The organism is Streptomyces cavernicola (assembly GCF_029968035.1).
GTDB classification, from domain to species: Bacteria; Actinomycetota; Actinomycetes; order Streptomycetales; family Streptomycetaceae; genus Streptomyces; species Streptomyces cavernicola.
Genome location: NZ_JASCIQ010000076.1, coordinates 1 through 12,757, shown reverse-complemented (window position 1 = coordinate 12,757; position 12,757 = coordinate 1). Strand labels below are relative to the sequence as shown.

The 12,757-nt window shown below is 72.2% G+C and carries 11 protein-coding genes; 5 read left to right on the top strand and 6 right to left on the bottom strand.

The annotated features are described in order from the left end of the window. Both QIS96_RS37145 and QIS96_RS37140 read right to left on the bottom strand, forming a co-directional pair. Positions 1–211: MerR family transcriptional regulator (locus tag QIS96_RS37145; protein WP_282547302.1), on the bottom strand; the 211-nt coding region annotated here is incomplete at its 3' end. Continuing rightward, the gene (locus QIS96_RS37140) at positions 208–750 is read right to left on the bottom strand and encodes a hypothetical protein (RefSeq protein ID WP_282547301.1); all 543 of its coding nucleotides are present in this window, start codon (positions 748–750) and stop codon (positions 208–210) included. The genes QIS96_RS37140 and QIS96_RS37145, both read right to left, overlap by 4 nt. An 800-nt stretch (positions 751–1,550) precedes the next feature. Here QIS96_RS37140 and QIS96_RS37135 point away from each other — a divergent pair. Genes QIS96_RS37135 through phzG form a run of 5 tightly spaced genes read left to right on the top strand, consistent with a single transcriptional unit; the run spans position 1,551 to position 6,996 of the window. Then, the gene (locus QIS96_RS37135; RefSeq protein WP_282547300.1) at positions 1,551–2,780 is read left to right on the top strand and encodes a 3-deoxy-7-phosphoheptulonate synthase; all 1,230 of its coding nucleotides are present in this window, start codon (positions 1,551–1,553) and stop codon (positions 2,778–2,780) included. Positions 2,781–2,799: 19 nt separating this feature from the next. Next, positions 2,800–3,423, top strand: a complete 624-nt coding sequence (locus QIS96_RS37130; protein ID WP_282547299.1) for an isochorismatase family protein — start codon at positions 2,800–2,802, stop codon at positions 3,421–3,423. Further along, entirely contained in the window at positions 3,420–5,477 is a 2,058-nt protein-coding gene (locus QIS96_RS37125; protein WP_282547298.1) for an anthranilate synthase family protein, read from the top strand. Before QIS96_RS37130 ends, QIS96_RS37125 begins: the two co-directional genes overlap by 4 nt. Positions 5,478–5,498: 21 nt before the next feature. Beyond that, a complete protein-coding gene (locus QIS96_RS37120; RefSeq protein ID WP_282547297.1) occupies positions 5,499–6,338 on the top strand; it encodes a PhzF family phenazine biosynthesis isomerase in 840 nt (279 codons plus the stop codon). Further along, positions 6,331–6,996 carry a phenazine biosynthesis FMN-dependent oxidase PhzG gene (phzG, locus tag QIS96_RS37115; RefSeq protein WP_282547296.1) on the top strand — a complete coding sequence of 222 codons (666 nt, stop codon included), beginning with the start codon at positions 6,331–6,333 and terminating at the stop codon, positions 6,994–6,996. Before QIS96_RS37120 ends, phzG begins: the two co-directional genes overlap by 8 nt. Before the next feature lie 15 nt (positions 6,997–7,011). On the opposite strand, the gene QIS96_RS37110 is transcribed toward phzG, so the two are convergent. The 4 genes from QIS96_RS37110 to QIS96_RS37095 all read right to left on the bottom strand — a co-directional run bounded on the left by QIS96_RS37110 (position 7,012) and on the right by QIS96_RS37095 (position 12,382). Beyond that, positions 7,012–9,171, bottom strand: a complete 2,160-nt coding sequence (locus tag QIS96_RS37110) for a condensation domain-containing protein (protein WP_282547295.1) — start codon at positions 9,169–9,171, stop codon at positions 7,012–7,014. Positions 9,172–9,500: 329 nt separating this feature from the next. Next, positions 9,501–10,466 carry an aromatase/cyclase gene (locus QIS96_RS37105; RefSeq protein WP_282547294.1) on the bottom strand — a complete coding sequence of 322 codons (966 nt, stop codon included), beginning with the start codon at positions 10,464–10,466 and terminating at the stop codon, positions 9,501–9,503. A 184-nt stretch (positions 10,467–10,650) separates the two neighbouring features. After that, positions 10,651–11,472, bottom strand: coding sequence for an AfsR/SARP family transcriptional regulator (locus QIS96_RS37100; RefSeq protein ID WP_282547293.1), 822 nt, complete (start codon positions 11,470–11,472; stop codon positions 10,651–10,653). 40 nt (positions 11,473–11,512) lie between these two features. Then, on the bottom strand, positions 11,513–12,382 hold the full coding sequence (locus QIS96_RS37095) for an AfsR/SARP family transcriptional regulator (protein WP_282547292.1): 870 nt from the start codon (positions 12,380–12,382) through the stop codon (positions 11,513–11,515). Positions 12,383–12,757: the final 375 nt, after the last annotated feature.

Here is a 12,757-nt window from a genome sequence, read left to right as displayed (position 1 = left end):
GGCAGTTGGCGCCTCCGCGGGGCCCGTTCTGACGCCGCAACGCGATCTCGGTGAGCTCTTCTATGTCGAACTCCGAGCGGCCCGGTACGCCGTAGCGCGTCAGTTTGCCGCGGCTCACCCACTTGCGGATGGTGGCCTCGGACACGCCCGCCGCGAGGGCGGCGACATCGGTCGGAACGAGCCTGTGCCGCGGCGGTCTGCTGTTCGTCATGCGACGCCCTCCCGCTGCCGGTTCATGAGATGCCTCAAGGTGAGCCACTCCCGCATCTCCCAGGAGTGACCGGAGGAGCAGCCGATGCTGCCCTGCACCGCGCTCCCGGCGTACTGCGGCGTGGCGACGATGCTCCCGGTGCAGTCGTCGACGACGCATGCCGTCACCAGCGGGCGGTGGTTGCCGTGCTCGGGGTCGATGACCCGCACCAGGTCGAGGCGCAGGCCGTCGACCTCGTCCGCGAATTCGGCGGCCGGCGGCTGTGCGGTCAGCCAGTCCAGGTGGTGGACCAGGAAGCGCACGAGGGACGTGACCGAGCGGTCCGGTGCGGGAACGGCACGTTCCTCCACGACGACCTCCGCCCAGGCCCCCAGGACAGCGGCGATGTTGTAACGGGCGTCGAGCGCGGCCACGTTCAGCTGGTCCCGCGCACGGCTCCCGGACACCTTCGTGGGGTTGCCGCCCCGCCTGGTCGACGGCGCCATGTGGTGCAGGCTTTCCTGGTACAGGCTCGGCAGGGCGCGCAGGTTGCGCTCCACCTGCTTGATGCAAGCGGTGCAGAGGGAGGGTCCGGGGGCGGTGGGGATTTTCTGGCCGTGCCCTCTTGGGCATGCACCAAACTCCATGAGGTTCCCTTCGTGAGGTGGACCGTGGATGAATCGAATCCGGGGAGGGCGTGCAGTCGGACCCGGATGACGGGGCACATGGGAAAGAACGCGATGGCGGCGCGGGATCCAGCACTCCTGATGCAATTCCATGGAGGAGCTTGACCGTTCCACGAGCAATCGCGGGTGTCAACGTGCCTGCGATACGCGAGAGCCATAATCTAGCGGCGCGAAAATCTGAATCCATCGCCGTTACGGGGAAGGCCCTAGGTTCATCCAAGGTTCGACAGCGCGCATTTGAAAAGCCGTCAATTCCCGCCAGAACACGCATGTGGGGCAGGCGTCGTCCGGCCCGCGGCGGCCCCGCGGCCTGACCATCGCTCAAGCCCTGCTCGCGCCGCAGCTCAGACACCGTTGTCTCCTGGGGAGCCGCGCGCATAAGGTGCGAGGCCCGCGCCCGGCCGGCGCCGCCGACCATCCGGCGAAATGGTCTGCCAGTACGCCGGTGGACTGCGCCTCGAGCGCTTGTCGTCCGCTCATGGATTTACTTGCACGCGCCTTTTCGCTGACGCACCATCGAGTGCGGCATCGCCCGGCACGAGGGCAATTCGCCGGGAATGCAGCCGACCGCGCACTCGGCCTCGCCGCCCCTGCACTCGCATGAAATGACCTCGTCGCTGTGCCAACAACCGATATTGCCGGATCGGAGCGTCATGCAGAACGTCAAACGGGGAATGCGCACGCACGACGTGCGCATACGGGGCAGCATGATGCGCGAGGCACTGCAGCAGCCCGAATGGCACGATCTGCCACAGGTACGCCGGGTGGGCGAGGCCCTCCGCGCCCGCCCCGCCCTCGTACGCGCCGGCGAACTCGCCACGCTGCGCGGCCGCCTCGCCGAGGTGGCCCGCGGCGAGGCCCTCGTCCTGCAGGCCGGGGACTGCGCCGAGGACCCCGGCGAGTGCACGCGCGAGCACGTCGCCCGCAAGGCCGCCCTGCTCGACCTGCTCGCCGGTCTGCTCGGCGGCGTCACCGGCAAGCCCGTCGTGTGCGCCGGACGCATCGGCGGCCAGTTCGCCAAGCCCCGCTCCCGGCCCACCGAGACCGTCGGCGGCGTCGAACTTCCCGTCTTCCGGGGGCACATGGTCAACGGCCCGGAACCGGACGAGGAGAGCCGCCGCCCCGACCCGCTGCGCATCCTCACCGGCTACATGGCCGCCCGCGACATCGTCGAGCACCTGGACCGGGCCGAAGCCACCGCGGCAGGGACCGCCGCGGAAGAGGTCACCGCGGCAGGGTCCACCGCGGCCGGCGCCACGGCACCGCGCCGGATCTGGACCAGCCACGAGGCGCTGCTCCTCGACTACGAGCTGCCCATGGTCCGCACCGACGCGGCCGGCCGGCCGTTCCTCGGCTCGACCCACTGGCCATGGATCGGCGAGCGCACCCGCCAGGCCGAGGGCGCCCACGTCGCCCTGCTCGCCCAGGTCGGCAACCCGGTGGCGTGCAAGGTCGGCCCGGCCACTGCGGTCGACGAACTGCTCGCCGTGTGCCGGCGGCTCGACCCGTGGCGCGAGGCCGGACGGCTCACCCTCATCGCGCGGATGGGCGCCGACCTCGTCGCCGCCCGGCTGCCGCGCCTCGTCGAGGCCGTACGCCACGCGGGCCACCGGGCCGTCTGGCTCAGCGACCCCATGCACGGCAACACCGTCACCGCGCCCAGCGGCCACAAGACCCGGCTCGTCGGAACCGTGTCGCGCGAGGTCGCCCGCTTCGTCACGGCCGTACGCAGCGCGGGCGGCGTCCCCGGCGGACTGCATCTGGAGACCACGCCCGACGAAGTGACGGAGTGCGCCGGCACCGAGGCGGACCTCGACAGTGTGGGCGAGCGCTACACCTCGCACTGCGACCCCCGCCTCAACCCGTCTCAGGCCCAGACCGTGGTCGCGGCCTGGACCGCCTGAGCCAGCAGGAAGTGAAGCCATGACCGGCATACCCCGCATCAGCCCGTATCCGCTGCCCGCGGCGGGCGACCTGCCCGCGCCCCTCGTGCGCTGGAGCGCCGAACCCGCCCGTGCCGTCCTGCTCGTCCACGACATGCAGCGCTACTTCCTCAAGCCGCTGCCGAAAACCCTGCGCGAGGACCTGGTGCGCAATACGGCGCTGCTGCGCGAGCGCTGCGCGGGCCGCGACGTCCCGGTCGCCTACACCGCCCAGCCCGGCGGCATGACCGACGAACAGCGCGGGCTGCTCAAGGACTTCTGGGGCCCCGGCATGCGCACCGCGCCCGAGGACCGGCAGGTCGTCGACGCGCTCGCGCCCGCCGCGCACGACCGGATGCTCACCAAGTGGCGCTACAGCGCGTTCTTCCGCACCGACCTGCTGGAGTGGATGCGCGCACAGGGCCGCGACCAGCTCGTCCTGTGCGGCGTCTACGCCCACGTCGGAGTGCTCGCCACCGCCGTGGAGGCCTTCAGCCACGACATCCAGACGTTCTTCGTCGCGGACGCCACGGCCGACTTCTCGCAGCGCCACCACCGCTCGGCCCTCGAGTACGCCGCCGGGCGCTGCTCGCGGGTCACCACGGCCAAGGAGGTGTTCGCATGACGTACGGCCCGCTCGCGCCCGCCGGCCACCAGGCGCCCGACGACCTGCTCGGCCGGGCCATGGCAGGGAAGTTGGGCGCGTACGCCCTGCTGCACCGGCCCGGCACCACCGGCTCCGGCGTCGTGGACGTCCTGACGGGCCCGGTGTCGCTGCCCACCGGCCTGGCCGACATCCCGCTGCCCCCGGACCAGGGCACCGGCGCCAGGGACGAGGTTCTGGTCCTCCTGCCCTACCGGCAGCTCGCCGAGCGCGGCTTCGCCTGCGCCGACGACGACACGCCGCTGGTGGCGATGACCGTGACCGGCAAGCAGCAGCTGCCGCTCGGCGAGGCCCTGACCCGGCTCCCGGACGTGCCGACGCCGCTGGCCGGCGGCGGATTCGACCTCGACGACGCGGCGTACGAGGACGTCGTGCGCCGCGTCGTGCAGGAGATGATCGGCACCGGCGAGGGCGCCAACTTCGTCATCAAGCGGACCTTCGTCGCCGACATCACCGACTACGGTCCGCACAGCGCACCGGCCCTGTTCCGCCGGCTCCTGGCCCGCGAGTCCGGGGCGCACTGGACGTTCCTCGTCCACACCGGCACCCGGACCCTGGTCGGCGCCTCACCGGAGCGGCACGTCAGCCTCCGGGGCGGCCGGGCCGTCATGAACCCCATCAGCGGCACCTACCGCTACCCGGCCTCCGGCCCCACGCTCGAAGGCGTCCTCGCGTTCCTCGACGACCGCAAGGAGACCGACGAGCTGTACATGGTGCTCGACGAGGAACTCAAGATGATGGCCCGCATCTGCCCGGACGGCGGGCGCGTCGTCGGCCCGTACCTCAAGGAGATGGCGCGGCTCGCGCACACCGAGTACTTCATCGAGGGCCACACCGACCGCGACGTGCGCGACATCCTGCGCGAGACGATGTTCGCCCCGACCGTCACCGGCAGCCCCCTGGAGAGCGCCTGCCGGACCATCGAGAGCTACGAGCCGGGCGGCCGCGGCTACTACAGCGGCGTCGCGGCCCTCATCGGCCGGGACGCCGCCGGGCAGCGCGTCATGGACTCCGCGATCCTCATCCGGACCGCGGACATCACTCCCGGAGGGCGGCTCGGCATCGGCGTCGGCGCCACCATCGTGCGGCACTCCGAGCCGGCATCCGAGGCCGCCGAGACCCGCGCCAAGGCGGCCGGCCTCGTGGCCGCGCTCGGCGGCGACGGCACGCAGCGGCCAGGGGGTGTCTCCCCGATCTTTGCGGATCAGGCCGCGGCGTCGAGGGGGCACCTCCCTGCTCGAGCGGAGCCGAGAGCTTGGGGGAGCGTGCCAGGCGTCGTGGGCCCGCCAAGATCGGGGAGACGCCCCCTAGCCGGGCACCCGAGCGTGCGCCGGGCACTGAAGCGGCGCAACGATCCCATCGCCGCCTACTGGCTGGCCGGTTCCGCGCCCGGCACGACAGCGGCGGACGAGCTGGCCGGGCGCAGCGTCCTCGTCGTGGACGCCGAGGACACCTTCACCTCGATGATCGGGCAGCAACTGCGTTCCCTGGGCCTCGCCGTGACGGTGCGCCGGTACGACGAGGAGTACGCCTTCGACGCGCACGACCTGGTCGTGATGGGCCCCGGCCCGGGGGACCCGCGGGACACCGCGCACCCCAAGATGCGGCATCTGCACACGGCCGTGGACACGCTGCTGCGCGAGTGTCGGCCGTTCCTGGCGGTCTGCCTCAGCCACCAGGTCCTCGGCCTCCGGCTCGGCCTGCCGCTGCACCGCAGGGCGGTGCCCAACCAGGGCGTACAGAAAGAGATCGACCTGTTCGGGACCGCCGAACACGTCGGCTTCTACAACACCTTCTCGCTGCACAGCGAGGACGACGTGGTCCTCGCCGACGGGGTGGGCCCGGTCCGGATCAGCCGGGACCCGGCCACCGGCGAGGTGCACGCACTGCGCGGGCCCGGCTTCGCCTCGCTGCAGTTCCACGCCGAGTCCGTGCTCACCCGGCAGGGGCCGCGCATCCTCGGCGCCGGCCTTGCCAGGCTGCTCACCCCGGCCCGGCCCGCCCGCGCCGCCTGAAGAACGAAGGAGAACGAACGGATGCACAGGTACGTGGTCGTCGACGCCTTCGCGCGCGAACCCCTCAGCGGCAACCCGGTCGCGGTGTTCTTCGACAGCGACGACCTGACCGGCGAGCTGATGCAGCGCATAGCGCGGGAGATGAACCTCTCGGAGACCACGTTCGTGCTCCGGCCGCGCGAGGCTCGACACGACGCCCACGTACGGATCTTCACCCCCGTCAACGAGCTGCCCTTCGCGGGCCACCCGCTGCTCGGCACCGCCATCGCCCTGGGCGAGCGCACCGGAGGAGACCGGCTGCGGATCGAGACCGCGATGGGCGTCATCCCCTTCGAGCTCGACCGCGAGGGCGGCCGCACAGTGGCGGCCGGCATGCGCCAGCCGGTGCCGGAATGGGAGCCCTTCGACCGCGCCGACGAACTCCTCGCTGCGCTCGGCATCGGCGCGTCGACGCTCCCGGTGGAGATCTACCGCAACGGCCCGCGCCACGTCCTCGTCGGCCTGGAGAGCGTCGAGGCCCTGTCGAAGCTGGACCCCGACCACCGCGCCCTGGCCCGTTTTCCCGACATGGCGGCCAACTGCTTTGCGGGGCACGGGAGTTCCTGGCGCAATCGGATGTTCTCGCCCGCGTACGGCGTCGTGGAGGACGCCGCCACAGGCTCCGCCGCCGGGCCCATCGCCCTGCACCTCGCCCGGCACGGCCTCGCCGCGTACGGGCAGCACATCGAGATCACCCAGGGCGTCGAGATCGGCCGGCCCTCGCCCATGGGCGCGCTCGTGCACGGCCGGGGCGAACGGGTCGACTCCGTCGACGTCTTCGGCCCCGGCGTCGTCACCATCGAAGGGTTGCTGCATGTCTGACCGGTCCACACCACCGCGCACGCGCTCCGAGTCGCTCACCGCAGACATCGAGGCGCCCTTCCCCGAGTTCCTCGCACCGCCGCCCGAGCCCATGGGTCTGTTCGCCGCCTGGCTCAAGGCCGCCGTCGAACACGGGGTGCGCGAGCCCCGCGCCCTGGCCCTGGCGACCGCCGACGCCCACGGCCGCACCTCCTCGCGCACCGTGGTGCTCTCCTCCGTGACGGACGCCGGGCTCGGCTTCACCACCCACGCCGACAGCCAGAAGGGCCGGGAGCTGGCCGCGAATCCCTGGGCGTCCGGTGTCCTGTACTGGCGGGAGACCAGCCGGCAGCTCACCTTCGCCGGGCCCGTGCACCGGCTGTCCGACGCCGAGGCGGACGAACTCTGGTACGCCCGGCCCGTGTTCACCCACGCCATGACCACCGCGTCCCGGCAGAGCAGCCCGCTCACCGGCCTCGACCACGTCGATGCGCTGCGGGCCAGGGCCCTGCAACTGGGCGAACCACAGCGGCCGTTGCCGCGCCCGGCGACCTACGCCGCCTACCGGCTCGAGCCGGCTCGCGTGGAGTTCTGGTCCAACGGCACGGACCGCCTGCACGAGCGCCTGCGCTACGACCGGACGGCCGAGGGCTGGGACATCACCCGCCTGCAGCCCTGACGAGGCCGTCGCCCGTCAGCTGTGCGGTGCCGCGTTCGGCGGAACCCCGGAGCCGGGCGCGCCCTGTCGACGCGTACGACCGTGGTCGGGCCCTGAGTCGCGCGTCCGGCAGCGCGGCGACCGTGACATGCGGGCCGCGGCGCCCAGCTCACGGGCCAGTTGCCGCATACGGCCGTCACCGGCGTTGGTCCCGGCGCCGAGCACCACGAGCGGCGCCTCGCCGAGTTCCGCCGCGAGGTGCCCGGCGAGTTCGCAGGCGAGTGCCCCGGCTCCGGCGAAGCCTCCGAGTACCAACGGGCCGCCCACGGTGAGGAGTTGACGCAGAGCCGCAAGCGACTCCGGCAGCCGGTCGGGGTCCGCCCACAGCACGGACAGCGCCTCGGGCCCCCGGTAGCGGCGTGCCAGCGCCGCATGGCTCGTACCGGGGGCCCCGGGCGGGGCGATCAGGCAGACCGTGCCGGCGCCCGGCCGCGCCGCCCCGCGCAGCTGCACCAGGCTCCCGCCCTCCGGGTCCACAGGACTGTCGTACACACGTGGCACATCGGTGCCCGTCAGGCCCGCGAGGAGCTGGGCGACGGGGGTCGACTCCCCTGCCTCGCACGGCAGTTCGCGCAGCAGTCGGGCGCTGTCGGCCAGCATCCCGGCCGCGTGGTCGTCGCGCAGCCGGGCACGGTCGTGGACCGCCGTCAGGACGAGGCCTCCCTGGCTGTCGTAGCGGGCGACCAGGCTCATCGCGCAGCCGGTCCACCCGCCCACCGGTTCGACGTCCGCCACGCGCAGGCCGTGCGCGGCGAGTTCCGTCTCCAGGCCCTCAAGCCGGCTCGGCCAGTGCTCGAAGGACACCACCGTGTCGGAGAATCCGGCGCCGGCGTCGTCTCCGAGCCAGCCCGTGATCTGCCCGGCGGAGACCCATTCGTACGCCGCCATGCCCAGGGCCCGGTCGCGCGCGGCCCGCAGCAGAGCGGGAACCGTGGCCGCCGGGTCCACCCGAAGGGTCATGGGCAGCGGGTTGTCGACGGGCGCGGGCAAGCACGCGATGCCGTCCATCGGGATGCCACGGCCGGACACGGTGACGTCGAAGCGCACCGGGGCAGGGCCACGGGCCGCCGTATCGGCCCGGAACAGCAGCATCGCCCACACCGCCTGCAGCACGCTGCTCTCGGTGACCCCCCACCGCGCTGCCCAGTGCTTGAGCCGCGCCGCCTCGTCGGGGGTGAGCCGGAGCTGCGCACGGCCCGTGCCGAGGCCGCCGGTGGCGACGCCGCTTCGGGCGCGCGGCAGTCCGCTGCCCGGACCGCGGCCCTGGCACGTCCAGAAGTCCCGGGCGGCCGACGGGTCCTGGGTGTCCAGCCAGTGCCGGTAGTCGCGCAGGTCGGGGCGGCGCTCCCGGCCCTGCGGGCGGCCCTCGGTGAGATAGCCGCGGTAGAACTCCCGGGTCAGCAGCCCCACGCTCCAGCTGTCGAGCAGACCCTGGTGATAGGTGAGGACGACGTCCGTGTACGACGTGGACGCCACCTCGTCCGGCCACGGCGACGGCCCGTCCAGCAGGGCGACCCGCAGCAGCCCGGGGCGCCCGAGGTCGAAGCCACGCGCCCGCTCCTCTTCGACGAGGGCCTCTCGGGTGAGTGAGCCGTGCGGGTGGCGTACGACGTCGGGACGGGCGCCGGCGTGCAGCGCGAGCCGGGGCCCGGGGTCCCAGACGAACGCCGTGCGCAGCACCGCTTCGTGGTCGAAGACGGACTGCCATGCGGCGATGAACCGGGTGGTGTCAAGGCGGCCGTGCCAGCGCCAGAGGAGCTGCCCGATCTGCTGCTTGCGGTGGCGTGGGGGGTCGGCGAGCAGCTCCCGTTGCAGCGGCGTGAGCGCCAGCGGTTCGGGCAGCTCCGCCGTCCGGGCCCCGGATACGCCCGCGGCGGCGGTGACCAGGTCGGCGAGGACTCCGGCCGGGTAGGGCGCGGCGAGTTCGAGCACATGGCGGTCGGGGCCCTGCCGCACGATCCGGGGACACTCCTCACGCAGCTCGGGCCGGTCGACGGCGACCCGGGCGAGGGCGGCGTCGAGGAGCAACGGGTCCAGCGGGCCGCGCAGTTCGAGAGTGGACGTAGCCTGCCGCTCGGCACCGCCCAGGGCGAGCACCGCGGTCAGCGACCCGCTCCCATGCCATGTGGAGGTCATCGGCGATACGGGGCCGCCGCGCTACCACAAGCCGACCGCGACGCCCCAGCCCCCCTTCCGTCAAGGCGTGGGCACCATTGGCCGGCAACCGAGCACCCTGCGCACTGCCATGCCATGCGCATCCTCCCTACCCAACCCACCCGTGGTCCCGGGCCCTGGGGCGCCGGGATGTCTCTCCCATACGAAGCTCCGCCGCCGGAGCCTCGCTCGAGGTACAGAGGTGGCTGGTCCGCGCGCCCGGTTTCCTCGAGCCGATTCCAGGTGCGGGTGGACTCGCCGTCAAGGGGCCGCGGCGCGCACCCGTGCGGAGCCGCGTGGAGACCCCGTCGTCAGGCCGCACGTCCGGCCGACTCGGCGTGCTCCTGGGCCAGGTGCAACGCCCGCACGGTCTCGTCGCCGAGCTCCGCGCGCACATGGCGGCGGGCGTCCCCGAGGCCGGCGCCCGGCCCGAGCACCTGCTCGACATCCTGCTCGCGCAGCACGACGTGGTGCTGGGACGTGACGGTGGCGCCGTTCTCGTCGGAGACGATCGACCACTCGCCGCAGTGCGCCGCGAGCAGCTTCCGAGGCTTCGTCTCCTTGTGCACGATGCGTCCGGCGTGCGGGAAGCACAGCCGTACGGACGTGATGTCCTGCTCCGTGCCGCCGTCCGCGTCGAGGGCCATGGTGACCTTCTGGACGCCGGTCTGAGGCTCGGTCAGGTGGACCCCGCGCACGTGCGGAAGGTGCTTGAACCAGCTCTCGACGTCGTACAGGAAACTGTGGACTCGCTCGGCGGGCCCCTCGATCCGCACGGACTCCTCGAACGACAGGAGCAGTTCGTCGAGCCGGTCCCACCGTTCCGCCAGGAACCGCAGGTTCTTCAGATCGGCGCGGGTGGTGGCGGTGATGTTCCGCTCCAGGCACGCCGCGCCTTCGAGGCTGTCGTCAGGGAAGGTGAGGGCGTGCTCCACGGTCAGCCGACAGCGATCGGGGCCCAGCGGCTGCACGGAGGCCGTGCCGCCCGTGGACGCCGCGGGCTCCGTGTTCCGGTCGTGGCGGAAGGAGAGCGTGCGCCGTGCGGAGTCCTGGACGCGGTCGGACGTCCAGGATCTGACTTCTCCGTCGGCGAGGGCCCATACCCGCAGCCGCTCACTGGGTCCGCGGACGTCGTACCAGTCGAGCCGCTCCACGTACACGTTCGACGCGAAGTACAGCGGTCGGCGTTCGGCCGAGGCGATCAACGTGTAGACAACCCCCGCGGGCGCGTCCACCTCGATGGCTTGGGACAGCCGTCGTACCCGCTCACGCGGCACCGGGACCACCTTCTCTCGGCGATCAGGCCGCCCGACAGCGGTGTGCAGGGCACGCGGTCGACGTTCCCGTCGAGCGGCGGCAGTCAGCACAGCGTCCACGAAGCCGCTCGAGGCATGGCCGGGTCCGCGTCCACTCCGCCTGGAGCGGCCCCCGGGCACGCCCCGCCGGCAACACCGGGCGGACTCAGACCGCGTACAGGTCGAAGGTCGAGACGCGCCGCGGGCCGGCGACGACGTCCAGTTTGGGGTCGACGGCCAGCATCGCCTGGTGCAGCCGCTGCACCTGCGGTGAGGGCTCGACGCCGAGCCGCTCGACGAGGCGGCAGCGCAGTCTGCGGTAGACCTCGAGGGCCGATGCCTGTCGGCCGGCTCGGTACAGGGCGAGCATGGCTTGTGAGTGCAGCCCCTCGTGCTGATCGTGACGGGCCGTCAACTCGGTGAGTTCCGGCAGGAGTTCACAGTGCCGGCCGAGCCGCAGATCCGCGTCGATCCGCCATTCGACGGCGCCGAGCCTGCTCTCTTCCAGGCGCAGCACCTCGATTTCGAGGACCGATCCCGCCTGTACGTCGACGAGGGCGGGACCGCGCCACAGGGCGAGAGCCTGCCGGAAGCGGTCGGCCGCGGTGCCGTCGTCCCCGGCGTCCGTGGCTGCCCGCCCCTGCGCGACCAGACGTTCGTACTGGTGCACATCGACGGCCTCCGCCGGCACCCGCAGCAGGTAGCCGCCGTGTCGGGTGGTGAGCAGATCCTTGGCCGTGCAGGTCGAGTCGGGCCCCAACGCCGCGCCGAGGCGCCGGCGCAACTGCAGAATGTAGGTCTGCAGCGTGGTCAGCCCGCTCTGCGGCGGACTGGATCCCCAGAGCTCCTCCATCAACGTGGAGACGGGCAGCGCCTGCCCGGTATACAGGGAGAGCAGGGACAGGATCTGCCGCGGCTTGCCGGCCGTCGGGACGATCGACTCTCCGTCGACCTCAGCTCTCAGCGCGCCCAGAACCTCAATCTTCACGGGTCCTCCGTACCTCGTCGAGCCTCTCGGTGGGCCGGGCTCAATGCAGGGGCGCGAGCCGCTCCTTGGCCGTGCGGGCGGCCCTGGCCGCGCCGGGCGCCTTCGCGGCCGGCTCGTCGCTGGCCGCGAGGATGGACTGCTGCAGCCTGCGCAGCCCGACCGACGGCTCGAGGCCGAGGTCGCGGACGAGCGTGGCGCGCAGCCGCCCGTAGACCTCGAGGGCCTCGCTGCGCCGCCCCGAGTGGTAGAGCGCGAGCATGAACTGGGCGTGCAGGCTTTCGTGTGTGTGGTACCTGCTCACCAGGACGGTCAGTTCGGAGAGGACCTCGCGGTAGCGCCCGAGGGCCAGTTCGGCCTCGATGCACTGCTCAAGGGCGCACAGCCGGCTCTCGTCGAGCCGCTTGATCTCCATCTCCAGCTGCGGTCCTGCGTGTACGTCCGCCAGGGCGGTCCCGGACCACAGCGCCAGCGCCGCGCGCAGCTGCCGCGCGGCACCGGCGTGATCGCCGGCGTCCATGGCCCGGTACCCGGCGCCCGCGAGCTTCTCGAAGTCGCGTACGTCGCTGCGCCCGCCGCCGGCGGCCAGCAGATACCCGCCGGGCATCGTCACCAGCACGTCCTTGGCGGCGCGCCGCTCCCCCTTCTCTTCCGAACCCTGCGCCGGGTCCGGCTCGTTCTCCAGGGCCGTGGCGATGAGGTCCCGCAGTTGCAGGACGTACGTCTGCAGAGTGGTGCGCCCGCTGCGCGGTGGGTTGTCGCCCCAGAGCTCCTCCATCAGCGTGGCGACGGGCACCACGCGGTCGGCGTACAGCGCAAGCAGGGCAAGCACCTGCCGCGGCTTGGGAGCCGTAGGCGTGATAGAAGCTCCGTTCTCGCGCACGGACAGCGCGCCGAGTACTTCGATGTCCACAGCTACTCCCCCTGAAGTGGGTGCCGCTCGCGGGGCGACCTCTACCGCACTGATTCAAATTGATACCGGACACCCTGTCAACAGAAAACCGGGTAGATGGTTTCTATCACCCTGCTACCCGCCCACAGGCGGATCGGCAGCCGCCTACGAGTGCAACTACAGGCAAGTTACGTCCATTTAAAGGCATTTGATACTGGTAGAGATCACCCGTCGCGTGCCCCGGTTTACCGCTCCGACCTACCGCTAAAACAGCGACTCCGGATTGTTTCAGGGGGGTTGAGCTCCCGTTAGGTCTCCGGTTACTGGGGCGGGTTGCCGTGCTTACGGAACGGCAGATCGGCGTGCTTGGTGCGCAGCATCGCCAGGGAGCGGATG